Consider the following 16824-nt stretch of genomic DNA (forward strand, 5'->3'; position numbering starts at 1 on the left):
CGTCGGAGCGTGACCGAGACACCGACACCGACCCAGACACCCCCGACACCGACCGAGACACCGAAACCGCCCCGGACACCGACGCCGGCACGGCACGCGCAGCACACGGCGGAGCCGCCCGCCGGGACGGACCGGCGGGCCGTCGTCCGGGACGCGCTCGGGGTGGGCGTGGCCGTGGGCCTGTCCGGGTTCGCCTTCGGGGTGACCGCGGCCGGCTCCGGGATCAGCGTGGCGCAGGCGTGCGTGCTGAGCCTGCTCGTCTTCACCGGAGCCTCGCAGTTCGCCCTCGTCGGAGCGCTCGCCGCGGGCGGGAACCCGTTCACGGCCGCCGCCGGGGCCTTCTTCCTCGGCACCCGCAACGCCTTCTACGGGCTGCGGCTGTCCCAGCTGCTCGCCCTGCCCCGCGCCGTACGGCCGGCGGCCGCGCACTGGGTGATCGACGAGACCGCCGCGGTCGCCCTGGCCCAGAAGGACCGCTCCGCCGCCCGCCTCGGCTTCACCGTCACCGGCCTCACCCTGTACCTGCTGTGGAACCTCACCACGCTGCTGGGCGCCCTGGGCGCCGAGGCCATCGGCGACACCGCCGCCTGGGGGCTGGACGCCGCCGGGCCGGCCGTCTTCCTCGCCCTGCTCGCGCCCATGCTGCGTACCGCCACCGAGCGGGCGGTGGCGGCGCTCGCGCTGGTGCTGGGCCTCGGCCTGCTGCCCGTGCTGCCGGCCGGGGTGCCGGTCCTGGTCGCGGCGCTCGCCGCGCCCGCCGTCCTCTTCCTCACGGGCCGCGGCCCGGCCGGCACCTCGCCGAAGGGAGTCCGCCCGTGACCGTCTGGATCGCCATCGGCATCACCGTCCTGGGCTGCTACGCCGTCAAGCTCGCCGGCCTGCTCGTACCGGCCGGGGCCCTGGAGCGTCCCCTGGTGCGGCGGCTGTCCGCGCTGCTGCCCGTGGCCCTGCTGGCCGCGCTCACCGCGCAGCAGACCTTCAGCACCGGCCACGAGCTGGTGCTCGACGCCCGCGCCGCCGGACTCGCGGCGGCCGGGCTGGCGCTGCTGCTGCGCGCCCCCTTCCTCGTGGTCGTCGCCGCGGCCGTGGTCGTCACCGCGGGGGTACGGGCCCTGGGCGGGTGACCGCGGCGGCCGCCGGACCGGCCACGGCCCCGGCCCCGGCCGGGGCGCCGAGCGGGCGGCCGTAGGCGCGCAGGGTCAGCAGGGCCTCCACGGTGGCGATCGGGCGCCGCTCCAGCGCGCTGCCCGGGGCCCAGGCCCGGCGGTGCACCGGCCAGCCGCCGTCCGCGCGCTGCTCGGCCGCCAGGAAGTCCAGCGAGCGGGCGATCTCCTCGTCCGTGAACCAGCCGCGCGCCACCGACTCCGGCCGCCGCGCCAGGTCGTGCGGGAACAGCTGCTCGCCCGGCGCGCCGCCCGGCACCACCGGGGCGTCCGCCCGCCGGCCCGGGTCGAGGACCACCAGCCGCTGCTCGCGCACCAGCCGGCCCAGCCGGTCCGCGGCGGCCGCCGCCCGCGCCCGGTCGGGTACGCCGTCCAGGAAGGCCACGGCGCCCTGGAGCTCGTACGGGTGGCAGTGCCGCAGCGTCTCCACCTGCTCCCAGCAGAACTCGGTCGCCCGGAACAACCACGCGTGCCACACCCGGTTGCGGTGCAGCAGCCCGACGACCGGGCCGGTGGTGGCCAGGGCGCCCGGCGGGTCGTCCAGCACCGGGTGGTACGGCGCCGTGGGGTAGGCGCGGGGCGCCGGGCGGACCACCGGGAGGGCGCCGTCCGGGGTGGAGACCCCGGTCAGGTGCCGGCACAGCCGCTCGATCCGCTGGCCGGCGCAGCGGTTCAGCCCGTCCAGGATCCGCAGGGCGTGCGCGCAGTGCAGCGGCTGGCTCAGCGGACCGCGCAGATCGGGGTCGAGGGCGTGGCCGTAGCCGCCGTCCTCGTTGAGGTACGAGCCCAGCGCGGTGTCGACCGGGTCGGGACCGCCGCCGAGGAAGTGGAAGGTGAACCGTCGCTGCTCCAGCACCCGGGCCGTCAGCCAGATGAACTGCTCGGCGCGCCCCAGCATGGATGTCTCGTCTCCGGCCATGACGAGCACCGTAGGGCGGTCCGCGGGCCCGGCAGGGGCGAACGCCGCGGGTCCACTCCGACGGGGCGGGATACTGGGGGCATGCGGTTGACGATTTTCTGGGAGCGGATGGCGGAGCACTTCGGCGCCGCCTACGCCGACTCCTTCGCCCGGGACCACGTCATGACCGAGCTCGGCGGGCGCACGGTGCTCCAGGCGCTGGAGGCCGGCTGGGAGACCAAGGACGTGTGGCGCGCGGTGTGTTCGGCGGTGGACGTCCCGGCCCACCTGCGGTGAACGTCTGCTGACGTCCCGACAGCGCGGCGGCCGTACGTGCCGGTGGTGGGGGAGACTTGTCCCCGTGGCAGCCACCGACGAGACCCGAGACACCCCGGAGACCCCCGACGCGCGCGGCCCGGTCCCGGCCGCCCGGCGCCCGGCGGAGCCGGACCGAGACACCCTCCCCGGGCAGGCCGGGGCAGCGCCGCGCACCGCCGCCGCGGGCGGCGCCGGCGGACCGGGCGACGGCCCGGCGGGGCCGGGGGCCCGGATGCCGCGCTGGCTGCCCCGGGCCGTGGTGCTGGTGCTGGCCCTCTACGCCTGCTTCCAGCTCGGCACCTGGGCCTTCCACCAGCTGATGGGCCTGCTCGTCAACCTGCTGATCGCGTTCTTCCTCGCGCTCGCGATCGAGCCGGCCGTGTCCAGGATGGCGGCCCGCGGCATGCGCCGCGGGCTCGCCACCTTCCTGGTCTTCCTCGCGGTGTTGGTCGGGGCCGTCGGCTTCGTCGTCCTGCTCGGCTCGATGCTGGCCGGGCAGATCATCGAGATGATCGCCGACTTCCCCCGCTACCTCGACGACGTCATCGGCTCGATCAACTCGACGTTCCACACCGAGCTGTCGCGGCTGGCCGTCCAGGACAGCCTGCTGCACTCCGACTGGCTCCAGAAGTACGTCCAGAACAGCGCCTCGGGCGTGCTCGACGTCTCCGCGACCGTGCTCGGCGGCATGTTCAAGCTGCTGACGATCACGCTGTTCGCCTTCTACTTCGCCGCCGACGGGCCGCGGCTGCGCCGCGCGCTGTGCTCCGTACTGCCGCCCGCGCGGCAGGCCGAGGTGCTGCGGGCCTGGGAGATCGCCGTGGCCAAGACCGGCGGCTACCTCTACTCCCGGGGGCTGATGGCGCTGATCTCCGGCATCGCCCACTACGTCGTGTTCGCGGTGCTGGACGTGTCGTACGCGCCCGCGCTCGCCGTGTGGGTGGGGCTGGTCTCGCAGTTCATCCCCACCATCGGCACCTACCTCGCGGGCGCGCTGCCGATGCTGATCGCCTTCACCTCCAATCCCTGGTACGCGCTGTACGTGCTCGGGTTCGTGGTGGTGTACCAGCAGTTCGAGAACTACGTGCTCCAGCCGAAGCTGACCGCACGGACCGTGGACATCCATCCCGCGGTGGCCTTCGGGTCGGTCATCGCGGGGACCGCGCTGCTCGGCGCGGTGGGCGCACTGATCGCCATTCCGGCGGTCGCCACGCTGCAGGCCTTCCTCGGCGCCTACGTCAAGCGCTACGAGGTGACCGAGGAGGCTCCGGCCGGGGCTACGGCTGCGCGGGCCGCTCGCCCTGTGTGGCGCCGTGCTGGGCGAGCACGGCGTCCAGGAGGGCGGTGATCTCGCCCTCGACCGCGGCCTTGTCGATGCCGAGGTCGCCGCTGAGGACCCCGTCGCCGTCCTCCCGTTCGAGGAGCCCGAGCAGGACGTGCTCGGTGCCGACGAAGTTGTGGCCCAGCCGCAGGGCCTCGCGGAAGGTGAGTTCGAGCGCCTTCTTGGCTGCGGCGTCGAACGGCACCAGGTCGGGGACGGGGTCCCCGGACGGCTCGGGCAGCCGCGCGGTGGCCGCGCGGCGTACGGCGTCCAGGTCGACGCCCTGCTTCGTCAGGGCCGTGGCCCACAGGCCCTCCGGCTCGGCGAGCAGGCCGAGGACCAGGTGCTCGGGGCGGATCTCGGTGTGGCCGGAGCGGCGGGCCTCGCTCTGGGCGGTGACCACCACGTTGCGGGCGCGCGGGGTGAACCGGGAGAAGCCCTGGCTCATGTCGAGGTCACCGTCCCCCTTGGCGACGAAGCGCTTCTGGGCGGCCTGGCGGGTGACGCCCATGCTCCTTCCGATGTCGGTCCAGGAGGCGCCGGAGCGGCGGGCCTGGTCGACGAAGTGGCCGATGAGGTGGTCGGCGACGTCCCCGAGGTGCTCGGCGGCGACGACGGCCCCGCTGAGCTGCTCCAGTGCGTCGGCGTGGGACTTCTTGATCGCCTCGATCAGGTCGTCGAGACGTACCGGGTTGGTCATGCGGACCGGTTCCGCGGACGGGTTCGTCATAGTGCAACCGTAGGTTGACACCCCAGGGGTGTCAACCTTGGGTTGTCACTCCGTTTGCAGGGACCGCGGGGGAGGGCGAGTGTGGACATGCCCGAGATGTTCCTCACGTGAGCGAAGTTCGGAGGTGCATTCCTATGCGCCGCAGAATTGCCGCAACCGTTCTCGCGGCCGCCGCCGGCACCGGCATCGGCCTGCTGCCAGTCGGCGACGCGCTCGCCGCACCCCCGGCGACCGTCACGGGTGGCGGCGGGCACGGCGGATGGTGCTCGGACGACTGGCGGGGCAGCGCCCGCTGGAACGACTGCTGCGATCCGCGCCGGGACTGGCGCCCCGACTGGTGCTGGGACGACGTCTCCGGTGCGGGCTGGGGTCGCGGGGGCGACGGCTGGGGCGGTGACGGCTGGCGTCACCACGACCACTGGAACGACCACTGGAACGACCACTGGAACGACGGCTGGGGCCGCGGCGGCGACGGCTGGGGCCGTGGCGGCGACGGCTGGCACAACAGCTGGCACGACAACGGCTGGAACGGCGGAGGTGGCTGGGGCTGACCCCGGACCTCGTCCGTGGAGGGCCGCCGCCCTGCCCGTCCGGGCGGGGCGGCGGCCCTTGTGCGTGGTGCGCTTGACACGAAAATCGAACATCCATTCTTATGGCTTATCCACAGCCGAAACGGGCGTGGAGGCGCGTTGTCAGTGGCACGCGTTAGCGTCTTTGGCGTGAAGCGATCGACTCAAGCAACCCGGGTGGAACCCATGGCAGGCACCGACCGCGAGAAGGCGCTCGACGCCGCGCTCGCACAGATTGAACGACAATTCGGCAAGGGCGCCGTGATGCGCCTGGGCGACCGGCCGAACGAGCCCATCGAGGTCATCCCCACCGGGTCGACCGCTCTGGACATCGCCCTCGGCGTCGGCGGCCTGCCGCGCGGCCGTGTCGTCGAGATCTACGGCCCGGAGTCCTCCGGCAAGACGACCCTGACCCTGCACGCCGTGGCCAACGCGCAGCGCGCCGGCGGCACCGTCGCCTTCGTGGACGCCGAGCACGCGCTCGACCCCGAGTACGCCCGCGCCCTCGGCGTGGACACCGACAACCTGATCCTGTCCCAGCCGGACACCGGTGAGCAGGCGCTGGAGATCGTGGACATGCTGGTCCGCTCCGGCGCCCTCGACCTCATCGTCATCGACTCCGTCGCGGCCCTGGTGCCGCGCGCGGAGATCGAGGGCGAGATGGGCGACTCCCACGTGGGTCTCCAGGCCCGCCTGATGAGCCAGGCCCTCCGGAAGATCACCAGCGCGCTGAACCAGTCCAAGACCACCGCGATCTTCATCAACCAGCTCCGCGAGAAGATCGGCGTGATGTTCGGCTCGCCGGAGACCACGACCGGTGGCCGCGCCCTGAAGTTCTACGCCTCGGTCCGGATCGACATCCGCCGTATCGAGACCCTCAAGGACGGCACCGAGGCCGTCGGTAACCGCACCCGCTGCAAGGTCGTCAAGAACAAGGTCGCCCCGCCGTTCAAGCAGGCCGAGTTCGACATCCTCTACGGCCAGGGCATCAGCCGCGAGGGCGGCCTGATCGACATGGGCGTGGAGCACGGCTTCGTGCGCAAGGCCGGCGCCTGGTACACGTACGAGGGCGACCAGCTCGGCCAGGGCAAGGAGAACGCCCGCAACTTCCTCAAGGACAACCCCGACCTCGCCAACGAGATCGAGCGGAAGATCAAGGAGAAGCTGGGCGTCGGGGTCCGCAAGGACGCCAAGGCCAAGGACGCGGAGGCCGGCGCGGACGCGGCCGCCACCGCCGAGGACGCGGCCAAGACCGTGCCCGCCCCCGCCTCCAAGGCCAAGACGGCCGCCGCCAAGACGGCCGCGGCCAAGAGCTAGTCCGTGGGGGAGTACGACGGGGGCGGCGGCTCCGGCTCGTCGAGGGCCGAGCGGGAGCTGCCGCCCCAGAGTCCCGAGGAGCAGGCGCGGGCGATCTGCCTGCGCCTGCTCACCGGGACCCCGCGCACCCGGCGACAGCTCGCGGACGCCCTGGCCAAGCGGGGCATCCCCGAGGAGGTGTCGGACGAGGTCCTCTCCCGCTTCGAGGAGGTGGGCCTGATCGACGACGCCGCCTTCGCCGGGGCCTGGGTCGAGTCCCGCCACCACGGCCGGGGCCTGGCCCGCCGGGCGCTCGCGCGCGAGCTGCGCACCAAGGGGGTGGACTCCGCCCTGGTCGACGAGGCGCTCGGCCGGCTGGACTCCGACCAGGAGGAGGAGACCGCCCGGGAGCTGGTGGCCCGCAAGCTGCGCTCCACACGGGGGTTGGAGCGCGACAAGCGGATCCGCCGCCTCGCCGGGATGCTGGCACGCAAGGGCTACCCGGAGGGCATGGCCCTGCGGGTGGTCCGGCAGGCCCTGGAGTCCGAGGGCGAGGACACCGACGATCTGGGCTTCGCCCCGGACTGACCCGGGGCGACGGCTGCCCCGGGCGTTCGGCAGCCCCCCGGGCCTACGGCGTGCCCGGGCCTACGGCGTGCCCGGGCCCACGGCCTGCCCGGGCCCCGGTTCCACCGGGAAGCCCGCGGAGCGCCAGGCCTGGAAGCCGCCGATCAGGTCGGTCGCGCGGTGCAGGCCCAGGTGGTGGAGGGAGGCCGCGGCAAGGCTGGAGGCGTAGCCCTCGTTGCACACGACCACCACCCGCAGGTCGTGCCCGGCGGCCTCGGGGGCACGATGGCTGCCCTGGGGGTCCAGCCGCCATTCCAGCTCGTTGCGCTCGACCACCAGCGCCCCCGGGATCACTCCGTCGCGCTCGCGCAGCGCCTCGTAGCGGATGTCCACCAGCAGGACCTCGCCCGCCCGATGCGCCTCGTGAGCCTCCTCGGCCCCGATCCGGGTGTAGCCGGAGCGGACCCGCTCCAGCAGCTCGTCGATGCCGACCGGCCGGGGGGCGCTCACTGCCAGTCCGCCGGACGCTCGACCTGCTCCAGCGTGAGCAGGAGACCGGCGCGGCCGTAACGGCGGATCAGCGGCAGCGGCGGGTAGTACGCGTGCACCGAGACCGCGTGCTCGTCGGCGGACGCGTTGAGCACCTCGTGGACGTGGTGCTCGCCGAACGCCCGCCCGGACCCGGCGTCCACCGCCCGGCTGCGGTCGTGACCGGGGGACAGCTCCAGGCTCTGCCAGCCCTCCGACGGCAGCCGGACCGCCAGCGAGTGCTCGGTGAGACGGCCCCGGGCGGTGGCGAACGCGCCCCGCGACTCGGCGTGGTCGTGCCAGCCGGTGCCGGTGCCCGGCGGCCAGCCGATCAGCCAGGCCTCACTGCCGCCCGGGCCGTCGAGGCGGATCCAGGTGCGGCCCTCGGGATCGAGCGGCAGTCGGTCGACCACCTCGGGATCGGCGGCGGTGCGCAGCGCGAAGTCGAGGAGCTCGGCGGGGGTGGGACCACCCGACCCCGGCCGTACCGGGGCGGCGGCGGGCGCCGGGGCCGGGCCGAGGGCGTGCGGGGACGCAGCGGTGTGCGTGGGAACAGACATGGGGGACGACCGTCCTGTGGGTTCGCGAAGAGGGCGCGCCACCGGCGCGCCAGAGGAAAGGGCGAATCAACAGGAGGGGCGACAGACGCAGCCCACATAGCGGAGGAGGTCCATGTGGACCCTCCGCCAGAGGCGTACGTCGGTGCCGGTCATGTCCGCGAGTGAACCATGACCGACCTCGATGGTCAATCGATCACGGCTGGAGGTGTGGCGGAGGCCTCACCCAACGACAGGGGGGCCGGGCGCCGCTCCGGCGCACCCGCCCGCACCTGGTCGGCCGCCTCGTACAGCTCGGCCGGCCGCACCCCGGCGAAGGTCGCGGCCAGGTGCCCGTCCGGCCGTACCAGCAGGACGGTGTGCGCGGCGGCCCCCGGATAGCTGTCGGCGACCAGCAGCTCGGTGCGCATCGGCAGGGCGCTGACCGCAGCCGCCAGCCGGGGCATCAGCCCGGCCTTCACCCAGTGCCGCCGGTCCCAGACCCCGGTGCCCGGAGCCACCAGCACCACCAGCAGCCGCCGGCCCAGCCGGTCGCGCAGCGGCACGGTCGAGCCGTCCGGAGCGGTCACCGGCACGTTCTCCACCGGGCCGCCCGGCTCGGTCGCCGTCGGCACCTCTCGGACCGCGACCGGAGGGGCGTACGCCGGGGGCGCTCCGAGCGGGCCGCGCCCCAAGTGGCCGTCGGACAGGAGCTGTTCCTGCGAGCGGGCGGAACTCGGCAGCAAGGTGCGCAGCCCGCCCCCGCCGCGGAGCACCGGCATGGCCTGGTCGGCGGCGCGCAGCCGGGCGGCGACGGCGGTGCGCCGCTCGGCCTCGTAGCTGTCCAGCAGCGCGTCGGAGGCCCCGTGGTGCCAGGCCAGGGACAGCTTCCAGGCGAGGTTCTCCACGTCCCGCAGCCCCTCCTCGACCCCCTGGGTGCCCAGGGCGCCCAGCAGGTGCGCGGCGTCCCCGGCGAGGAAGGCCCGGCGGTCGCGCCAGCGCCGCGCGAGCCGGTGGTGCAGGGTGTGCACCCCGGTGTCGAGCAGGTCGTACGGGGGAGTGGTGCCCCCGCACCACCCGGCCAGGGTGTCCCGCACCAGCGTGACCAGCGCGTCCGGGGTGACCAGCTCGCCGCGCGGCTCCAGCAGCCAGTCCAGCCGCCACACCCCGTCGGCCAGCGGCCGGGCCGTGACCTCCTGCGGCGGATTGCGGTACAGCAGCGCCTCGCCCGGCCAGGGCAGTTCGGTGCGCAGCGCGGCCACGGCGTGCCGCTCCACGGCGGTGCGCCCGGGGAAGCGGATTCCCAGCAGCTTGCGCACGGTGGACCGGGCCCCGTCGCAGCCGACCAGGTAACTGCCGCGCCACCAGGTGGACTCGGTGCCTCGGGTGTGCGCGGTGATCCCGTGGGCCTCCTGCTCCAGTCCGTCGAGCTTGCCCTCGGTGACCAGCTGGACCAGCGGATGGGCGGTGGCGGCGTCGCGCAGCCCCCGGGTGAGCGCGTGCTGCGGTACGTGCAGCGGGGCCGGCGCGTCGTCGAAGGTGGTCCGCCTGCCCTCCTGGCGCCGGCGCATCACACGCCAGGCGGCGTACGGGGCGCCCTCGTCGCGCAGGGTCGTACAGCCCAGGCGGTGGGCCATGGCGGCGGTGTCGGCGTGCAGGACGACCGTACGGGCGGGGCGCGGATCGTCCTTGCCCGGCCCTTCGTCCAGGACGACGGAGGGCACGCCCTGCCCGGCCAGGGCGAGGGACAGGCCGAGCCCGACGGGGCCCGCGCCGACGACGATCACCGGGTCCATGGCGCGGCTCCCGATGTCCGGTATGTGATCACAGAACGTATGCAACCCACTCGACGTGCGTGCGTCAAGTGACGCTGACACGCCGGGAAGCGACGGAGCCCGTGTGCGCGAGCGGATCGACACCGCCGCAGCACACGGGCTCCGTAGAAGGACCGACTCCGGATCAGCCGGTGGACGACCCGTCGCCGTCACCGCCGGACGCGTCGCTCGCGGCGGGCGCGTCGATGCCCGCGGAGAGCGGGGCGCCGGCGAGTTCACCGGTCCGCTGTGCGGGGACCGCGGCGGCCTTGCCCTTCTTGCCCCGTCGCAGCCGTCGCTCCAGCCAGGAGGCCAGCATCGTCAGGGCGAAGTTCAGCGCCACGTAGATCAGGGCGACCACGAACAGGGTCGGGATCACGTTGCTGTAGTTGGCCGAGATCTGCCGGATCGAGGTCATCAGTTCGGCGAAGCCGAGCAGGGCGCCGGCCAGGGCGGTGTCCTTGAGGATGACCACGAGCTGGCTGACCAGGGCGGGCAGCATGGCCGTGACCGCCTGCGGCAGCAGGATGTGGGTCATGGTCTGGCCCTTGCGCAGGCCCAGGGCCCGCGCCGCCTCGGCCTGGCCGCGCGGCAGGGACAGCACGCCGGCCCGGACGATCTCGGCGATCACCGAGGCGTTGTAGAGCACCAGGCCGGTGACACAGGCGTACAGCGGCCGGATCTCGGAGTCCACGCCGGACTTCACGAACAGGGCGGAGGCGAAGACCATCAGGATCAGCACCGGGATCGCCCGGAAGAACTCGACGACCGCACCGACCGGGATCCGCACGAAGGCGTGGTCGGAGAGCCGGCCGAGGCCCAGTACGGCGCCCAGCGGCAGGCCGATCACCATGGCGAGCACGGCGGCCTGCAGGGTCTGGAGCAGACCGGGGACGATGTACGTGGACCAGATCTGCCCGTCCGTGACGAACGGGGTCCACTTGTCGGCCTCCAGCTGGTTCTGGTCGGCCATGGCGGACAGCACCCACCAGGCGCCCAGCGCGAGCAGCACCACGAAGACCGCGGTGTAGGCGATGTTGCGGACCTTGGCCCGGGGGCCGGGGGTGTCGTACAGCACGGAGCTCATCGCTTCACCGCCACTCGCTTGGCCACCCAGCCCAGCAGCAGGCCGGTGGGCAGGGTCAGCACGACGAAGCCGAGGGCGATGACCCCGAAGACGGCGAAGAGCGCGTCCGCTTCGTTCTCGATCATTTCCTTCATCAGCAGCGAGGCCTCGGCCACGCCGATGGCCGCCGCCACCGTGGTGTTCTTGGTGAGGGCGATCAGGACGTTGGCCAGCGGCGCGACGACCGCGCGGAAGGCCTGGGGGAGCACGATCAGCGTGAGCACCTGGAAGAAGCTCAGGCCCAGGGCCCGGGCCGCCTCGGCCTGGCCGACCGGCACGGTGTTGATGCCGGAGCGCAGGGCCTCGCAGACGAAGGTGCCGGTGTAGGCGACCAGGCCCAGCACCGCCAGCCGGAAGCCGATCTCCTTGAAGTTCTCACCGCCGAGCGAGACGCGCAGGGTCTGGTTCAGGCCCAGCGAGCAGGCGATGATCAGCACGGTCAGCGGGATGTTGCGGACGACGTTGACGTACGCCGCGCCGAAGCCCCGCATCAGCGGGACGGGGCTGACCCGCATCCCGGCGAGCGCGGTTCCCCATATGAGGGAGCCGACGGCCGAGTAGAGGGTGAGCTGAACCGTCACCCAGAAGGCGCCGAGCAGGTCGTACTGCCCGGAGTCGAGAAAATCAAACACGATGCCCTGCGCTCTCCCCAGGATGGCCGGGGAGGGACGCCGCCGCCCGTGGCAGGCGGGCGGCGACGCCCCTCACCGCTGACTCAGCTGCCCTCGGTGATCTGCGGGGCAGGCTCGTTCTTGTAGTTGGCCGGGCCGAAGTTCTTCTTCACGAACTGCTCCCAGGAGCCGTCCTGGACCATCTTCTTGAGCGCGGCGTTGATCTTGGTCTGGAGGTCCTTGTCGCCCTTCTTCAGACCGATGCCGTAGTTCTCGTTGCTCAGGCTCAGGCCGACCAGCTTGAACTTGCCGACGTTCTTCTCCTGGGCGGCGTAGCCGGCGAGGATCGAGTTGTCGGTGGTCAGGGCGTCGACGGCCTTGCTCTCCAGGCCGGTCAGGCACTCGGAGTAGCCACCGAGCTGCTGGAGGTCCGCCTCGGGGGCCAGCTTGGTCTTGACGTTCTGCGCGGAGGTCGAGCCGGTGACCGAGCAGAGCTTCTTCTTGTTGAGGTCCTCGGCCTTGGTGATCGAGGTCTCGTCGGCGCGGACCAGCAGGTCCTGGTGCGCGAGGAAGTACGGGCCGGCGAAGTCGACCTTCTCCTTGCGCTTGTCGTTGATCGAGTAGCTGGCGACGACGAACTTCACGTCACCGTTGGCGATCAGGTTCTCGCGCTCGGCGCTGACGGCCTGCTTGAACTCGATCTGGTCGGCCTCGTAGCCCAGTTCCTTGGCCACGTACGTGGCGACGTCCACGTCGAAACCGGTGAACTTGCCGTCCGGGGTCTTCAGGCCCAGGCCCGGCTGGTCGAACTTGATGCCGACGACGAGCTTGTCCTTCTTGCCCTCGCTGCCACCGCTGCCGGTGCTGCTCTTGCCGCTGCCGCCCGCGCAGGCGGTCGCGGACAGGGCCAGGGTGACGGCAACGGCCGCGGCGGCGCCGGCCTTGAATACCTTCATGGTGAACTTCCCTCGGATGAGACGTTGTTGTCCGATGAGCGGCGTGCGGGACGTACCCGTGCCCGCTCCGTCGACCGGTTGACTACCAGACGCGAACCGTCAGTGGTGCAGGATCTTCGAAAGGAAGTCCTTGGCGCGGTCACTGCGCGGGTTGCTGAAGAACTGCTCGGGGGTGGCCTCTTCGACGATCTTGCCGTCGGCCATGAACACGACCCGGTTGGCGGCCGAGCGGGCGAAGCCCATCTCGTGCGTGACGACCACCATCGTCATGCCCTCCCCGGCGAGCTGCTGCATGACCTCCAGCACCTCGTTGATCATCTCCGGGTCGAGCGCCGAGGTCGGCTCGTCGAACAGCATCACCTTCGGGTCCATGGCCAGGGCGCGGGCGATCGCCACGCGCTGCTGCTGGCCGCCCGAGAGCTGGGCCGGGTACTTGTCGGCCTGCGTGCCCACTCCCACCCGGTCCAGGAGGGTACGGGCCTTCTGCTCGGCCTCGGCGCGGTCGGTCCTGCGGACCTTGACCTGGCCGAGCACCACGTTCTCCAGCACCGTCTTGTGCGCGAAGAGGTTGAACGACTGGAAGACCATGCCGACGTCGGCGCGCAGCCGGGCCAGCTCCTTGCCCTCCGACGGCAGTTCCTTGCCGTCGATGGTGATGGTCCCCGAATCGACCGTTTCCAGTCGGTTGATCGTCCGGCACAGCGTCGACTTGCCCGACCCCGAAGGACCGATCACGACGACGACCTCACCGCGGGCAATGCTCAGATCGATGTCCTGAAGCACGTGCAGCGCGCCGAAGTGCTTGTTGACGTTGCTCAGTACGACCAGGCTGTCCGCAGTCCGTGCCGCGTCCTTCTCGCCCTTGGTCACTGATACTCCGCTCATCGGCTTCTTGCTCCGTCCTCCTCGGTTGGGAGGACAGTAGTGAGCGCGTGTGCACAGCGTCATCACATCTGAGCGAGAATTGAGGATAACGATCCGGACTCGTGTGCACACGGTGCGTACGCAGGTCAGGCTGTACGCGTACCGGGTGGATAACGGAAGCGGCGCCGGGCTCGGGCGCCCTTGACGTGGGACTCTTCATCGGCGTGGATGCATGGTGGCCATCATCGTGCCGTCTGCGCGTCACGCGGCCGCCGCACGGGCCGCACCGACCGCAACGAGCCACCTCCGACCACGGTGGTTCCCGGCCGCACCGGCCGGCTGCACCGACCGCAGTGACCGCAGTGACCGTATTGACCGCTTTGACCTGAACGATCCGGAAAGGGGGACGGGTGAGACTCCTGCTGGTCGAGGACGACGACCACGTCGCCGCCGCCCTCTCCGCCATCCTGGCCCGGCACGGCTTCCGCGTGACCCACGCCCGCAACGGCGAGGAGGCCCTGCACGCCCTGCTGCCCGCGGACGCGCCCCCCTTCGGCGTGGTCCTGCTCGACCTGGGACTGCCCGACCAGGACGGCTACGAGGTGTGCAGCAAGATCCGCAAGCGCACGTCCACCCCCGTCATCATGGTGACCGCACGGGCCGACGTCCGCTCGCGCATCCACGGCCTGAACCTCGGCGCCGACGACTACGTCGTCAAGCCCTACGACACCGGTGAGCTGCTCGCCCGCATCCACGCCGTGGCCCGCCGCACCGGCGCCACCGACGAGGCCGCCCCGCACACCACCGGCGGCGCCCCCGCCGTGGTCCGGCTCGGCCCGGTCGCCATCGAGCTGCCCACCCGCCGGGTCAGCGTGGACGGCACCGACGTGCCGCTGACCCGCAAGGAGTTCGACCTGCTCGCCCTCCTCGCCCAGCGCCCGGGCGTGGTCTTCCGCCGCGAGCAGATCATCAGCGAGGTCTGGCGCACCAGCTGGGAGGGGACCGGCCGGACCCTGGAGGTGCACGTGGCCTCGCTGCGCTCCAAGCTGCGGATGCCCGCGCTGATCGAGACCGTCCGCGGCGTGGGCTACCGGCTCGTCGCCCCGCCCGCCGCCTAGGGGTCGTCCCGTTGCGTGCCCGGCTCCTCCCGCTGCTCGTCGTGCTGATGGCCGGCGTCCTGCTCGCGCTCGGCTTCCCGCTGGCCGTGAGCCTGGCCGCAGGGCAGCAGCAGGGCGTGGTCGTCGACCGCATCGACGACAGCGCGCGGTTCGCCGCGCTCGCCCAGTTCGTCATCGACTCCGAAGGCTCCAGCACCTCCGGCGCCGACGAGCGCCGCGAGACCCTCCAGGCCGAACTCGCCCGCTACCAGCAGCTCTACGGGATCAAGGTCGGCATCTTCTACCGCGACGACAACGCGATGGCCCGGGCCCCGGGCTGGTGGCGGCTGCCGGAGGACGGCGTGGGCCGCCGCGCCTTCGAAGAAGCCCTGGCCGGCCGCCGCAGCCATGACCCGGCCCAGGTCTGGCCCTGGCAGACCGACGGGAAACTGCTGGTGGCCTCCCCGGTCGTGCTCGACGGCGACGTGGTCGCGGTCGTCGTCACCGAATCGCCCACCGACCGGATGCGCGCCCGCACCCTGCGTGGCTGGCTGCTGACCGCCGCCGGCCTGGCCGCCGCGATGCTGCTGGCCTTCGGCGCCGCCCTGCGGCTGACCAGCTGGGTGCTCAAGCCCGTACGGACCCTGGACGCCGCCGCCCACGGCATCGCCACCGGGCGGATGAACTCCCGGGTGGCGGCCTCCGGCGGCCCGCCGGAACTGCGGCGCCTGGCCCGCTCGTTCAACGAGATGGCCGACAACGTCGAAGAGGTCCTGGAGCAGCAGCGGGCCTTCGTCGCCGACGCCTCCCACCAGTTGCGCAACCCCCTCGCCGCGCTGCTCCTGCGGATCGAGCTGCTCGCCCTCGAACTGCCCGAGGGCAACGAGGAGATCGCCTCCGTGCGCGCCGAGGGCAAGCGCCTGGCCCAGGTCCTCGACGACCTGCTGGACCTGGCGCTGGCCGAGCACGCCTCCGCCGAGCTCAGCGTCACCGACGTGGGCGGACTGGCCGCCGAGCGGGTCGCGGCCTGGCGCCCCCTCGCCGAGGAGAAGGGCGTCCGGCTCACCCTGACCGGGCGGGCCGCCGTCACCGGCTGGGCTGACCCGATCGCGCTGTCCAGCGCACTCGACGCGGTGATCGACAACGCGCTGAAGTTCACCCCGGCCGGGGAGTCCGTCGAGGTCTCGGTGGCGGTCGAGGGCCGCTCCGCGCTGGTCGTGGTCGCCGACCGGGGGCCGGGCCTGACCGAGGAGGAGCTCGCCCGCATCGGCGACCGGTTCTGGCGCAGCGGCCGCCACCAGAACGTCAAGGGCTCGGGCCTGGGCCTGTCCATCTCCCGCGTGCTGCTCGCCGCGGGCGGCGGTTCCCTGGCGTACGAGACGAACCCGCCGCACGGGCTGCGCGTGACCGTGCGGGTCCCGCGCAGCTCGCCCCAGCCCTGACGGGCCCGGGGGCCGGGCCGTTCGGTCTCACCACGGGTGGCGGATGCGGGCGGGCGGGCCGGCGGTGTACAGCTCACCGACCGCCCGGACCTCCAGGACAGCCGCCGGCTCCTGCCCGTCCCGGGCCAGCCCCGGCACGTGGAACGCCGTCCCGCAGGTGCCGCCGAGGAACCGCCGCCCGCCGTCGCCGAGCACCCGGTGGAGCTCGTAGTGGCGCACCGGGCCGGGGGCCCGCCGCCAGGACAGCCGCAGCGCGACCGTCCGGTCGCCGTCGGGGGCCCACGCGTCCACGGCCAGGCCGCCGGGGGACTGCGGCCGCCCGGGCCGGCCGTCGTACGCGGCCAGCGCCCCCAGCCGCCAGCCGACCGGACCGCCGCCGGCGGGCGGGGTGAGCCGTACGGCGAACCCGTACGCGGTCCGGCCCGCCAGCGCGCCCAGCCGGAACCGGGCGGTCCGCCAGGAGTCGCGCGGGCCCGCGGACGTCGCCAGCCAGGTGTACGGAACGGGCTCCCCGGGCGCGGCCGGCTCCCGCACGGCCACCCCCAGCTCGACCCCGACCGGCCCGGCGCCCGGCTCCGCCTCCGCATCCGTACGGTGGACCAGCTCGACCACGGTGGACCGGGACAGCGGCAGCCGGGTGGCGTGCAGGCCCACCACGGTCGGGGCGGTCGGCGCGCCCCGCACGAGCAGGCTGGAGCCGCCGCGCCAGGCATCGGCGAAGTCCAGGGTCACGGCGGGGCGCCGGCCGGGGGTGTCCACGGCCCAGCGGCGGCCCGGGAGCCGGTCCTGCAGGCCCAGGTGGTTCCAGGCCCGGCCGGAGGTGACCCGGCCGTCCTCGTACCAGCGCAGTCCGTGACCGGTGGTGAAGGCGCAGGCGAAGGGCAGGGCCGTGACGGTCGACCGGTCGGCGACCAGCGTGGCGGGCGCCCGCCACGCTGGTCGCCGACCGGTCGACCGTCACGGCCCTGCCCTTCGCCTGCGCCTTCAC

19 protein-coding genes are annotated in these 16824 nt (G+C 73.2%); 9 read left to right on the forward strand and 10 right to left on the reverse strand.

All coding sequences use genetic code 11. From position 1 onward, the window contains the following. Positions 1 to 9 precede the first annotated feature (9 nt). Both EF918_RS10240 and EF918_RS10245 read left to right on the forward strand, forming a co-directional pair. Positions 10 to 819, forward strand: coding sequence for an AzlC family ABC transporter permease (locus tag EF918_RS10240; RefSeq protein WP_260610034.1), 810 nt, complete (start codon positions 10 to 12; stop codon positions 817 to 819). After that, positions 816 to 1124 carry an AzlD domain-containing protein gene (locus EF918_RS10245; RefSeq protein ID WP_125643987.1) on the forward strand — a complete coding sequence of 103 codons (309 nt, stop codon included), beginning with the start codon at positions 816 to 818 and terminating at the stop codon, positions 1122 to 1124. Before EF918_RS10240 ends, EF918_RS10245 begins: the two co-directional genes overlap by 4 nt. On the opposite strand, the gene EF918_RS10250 is transcribed toward EF918_RS10245, so the two are convergent. Next, on the reverse strand, positions 1093 to 2082 hold the full coding sequence (locus EF918_RS10250) for a hypothetical protein (protein ID WP_260610035.1): 990 nt from the start codon (positions 2080 to 2082) through the stop codon (positions 1093 to 1095). The two genes, EF918_RS10245 and EF918_RS10250, sit on opposite strands and share 32 nt — an antisense overlap. An 81-nt stretch (positions 2083 to 2163) precedes the next feature. Here EF918_RS10250 and EF918_RS10255 point away from each other — a divergent pair, with 81 nt between their 5' ends. Further along, a complete protein-coding gene (locus EF918_RS10255; RefSeq protein WP_125643990.1) occupies positions 2164 to 2358 on the forward strand; it encodes a DUF3046 domain-containing protein in 195 nt (64 codons plus the stop codon). A 64-nt stretch (positions 2359 to 2422) separates the two neighbouring features. Continuing rightward, positions 2423 to 3727, forward strand: coding sequence for an AI-2E family transporter (locus EF918_RS10260; protein WP_125643992.1), 1305 nt, complete (start codon positions 2423 to 2425; stop codon positions 3725 to 3727). On the opposite strand, the gene EF918_RS10265 is transcribed toward EF918_RS10260, so the two are convergent. After that, positions 3657 to 4430: a Clp protease N-terminal domain-containing protein gene (locus EF918_RS10265; RefSeq protein WP_125643994.1), complete on the reverse strand. Its 774-nt coding sequence runs from the start codon at positions 4428 to 4430 to the stop codon at positions 3657 to 3659. The genes EF918_RS10260 and EF918_RS10265 overlap by 71 nt on opposite strands. Before the next feature lie 134 nt (positions 4431 to 4564). On the opposite strand from EF918_RS10265, the gene EF918_RS10270 reads away from it, so the two are divergent. From EF918_RS10270 to recX, 3 genes are all read left to right on the forward strand, one after another. Further along, the gene (locus EF918_RS10270) at positions 4565 to 4981 is read left to right on the forward strand and encodes a hypothetical protein (RefSeq protein ID WP_125643996.1); all 417 of its coding nucleotides are present in this window, start codon (positions 4565 to 4567) and stop codon (positions 4979 to 4981) included. Between the two features lie 204 nt (positions 4982 to 5185). Then, positions 5186 to 6316 carry a recombinase RecA gene (recA, locus tag EF918_RS10275; RefSeq protein ID WP_125643998.1) on the forward strand — a complete coding sequence of 377 codons (1131 nt, stop codon included), beginning with the start codon at positions 5186 to 5188 and terminating at the stop codon, positions 6314 to 6316. A 3-nt stretch (positions 6317 to 6319) separates the two neighbouring features. Then, positions 6320 to 6883, forward strand: coding sequence for a recombination regulator RecX (recX, locus tag EF918_RS10280; protein ID WP_125644000.1), 564 nt, complete (start codon positions 6320 to 6322; stop codon positions 6881 to 6883). A gap of 60 nt (positions 6884 to 6943) precedes the next feature. On the opposite strand, the gene EF918_RS10285 is transcribed toward recX, so the two are convergent. The 7 genes from EF918_RS10285 to EF918_RS10315 form a co-directional block, all read right to left on the reverse strand. Further along, positions 6944 to 7378, reverse strand: a complete 435-nt coding sequence (locus EF918_RS10285) for a rhodanese-like domain-containing protein (protein ID WP_125644002.1) — start codon at positions 7376 to 7378, stop codon at positions 6944 to 6946. Then, positions 7369 to 7950, reverse strand: coding sequence for a cysteine dioxygenase (locus EF918_RS10290; protein ID WP_125644004.1), 582 nt, complete (start codon positions 7948 to 7950; stop codon positions 7369 to 7371). The genes EF918_RS10285 and EF918_RS10290 overlap by 10 nt, the downstream gene beginning before the upstream one ends. 185 nt (positions 7951 to 8135) lie before the next feature. Beyond that, a complete protein-coding gene (locus tag EF918_RS10295) occupies positions 8136 to 9722 on the reverse strand; it encodes an NAD(P)/FAD-dependent oxidoreductase (RefSeq protein ID WP_125644006.1) in 1587 nt (528 codons plus the stop codon). Positions 9723 to 9885: 163 nt separating this feature from the next. Next, positions 9886 to 10827 carry an amino acid ABC transporter permease gene (locus tag EF918_RS10300; RefSeq protein WP_125644008.1) on the reverse strand — a complete coding sequence of 314 codons (942 nt, stop codon included), beginning with the start codon at positions 10825 to 10827 and terminating at the stop codon, positions 9886 to 9888. Then, entirely contained in the window at positions 10824 to 11498 is a 675-nt protein-coding gene (locus EF918_RS10305) for an amino acid ABC transporter permease (protein WP_125644010.1), read from the reverse strand. The genes EF918_RS10300 and EF918_RS10305 overlap by 4 nt, the downstream gene beginning before the upstream one ends. Before the next feature lie 83 nt (positions 11499 to 11581). Next, complete coding sequence (locus EF918_RS10310) at positions 11582 to 12433, reverse strand: glutamate ABC transporter substrate-binding protein (protein ID WP_125644012.1); 852 nt, start codon at positions 12431 to 12433, stop codon at positions 11582 to 11584. 99 nt (positions 12434 to 12532) lie between these two features. Continuing rightward, positions 12533 to 13318 carry an amino acid ABC transporter ATP-binding protein gene (locus EF918_RS10315; protein ID WP_125644014.1) on the reverse strand — a complete coding sequence of 262 codons (786 nt, stop codon included), beginning with the start codon at positions 13316 to 13318 and terminating at the stop codon, positions 12533 to 12535. Positions 13319 to 13707: 389 nt separating this feature from the next. On the opposite strand from EF918_RS10315, the gene EF918_RS10320 reads away from it, so the two are divergent. After that, positions 13708 to 14415 (forward strand): response regulator transcription factor, encoded by a 708-nt coding sequence (locus tag EF918_RS10320; RefSeq protein ID WP_125644016.1) that lies wholly within the window; start codon positions 13708 to 13710, stop codon positions 14413 to 14415. 11 nt (positions 14416 to 14426) lie between these two features. After that, the gene (locus EF918_RS10325; protein WP_125644018.1) at positions 14427 to 15836 is read left to right on the forward strand and encodes a HAMP domain-containing sensor histidine kinase; all 1410 of its coding nucleotides are present in this window, start codon (positions 14427 to 14429) and stop codon (positions 15834 to 15836) included. A gap of 27 nt (positions 15837 to 15863) precedes the next feature. Here EF918_RS10325 and EF918_RS10330 read toward each other — a convergent pair whose 3' ends face one another. Beyond that, complete coding sequence (locus EF918_RS10330) at positions 15864 to 16595, reverse strand: hypothetical protein (protein ID WP_125644020.1); 732 nt, start codon at positions 16593 to 16595, stop codon at positions 15864 to 15866. Between the last annotated feature and the right edge of the window lie 229 nt (positions 16596 to 16824).

Origin of the sequence: Streptomyces sp. WAC06614 (assembly GCF_003949795.1) — a bacterium.
Taxonomy (GTDB): domain Bacteria; phylum Actinomycetota; class Actinomycetes; order Streptomycetales; family Streptomycetaceae; genus Streptomyces.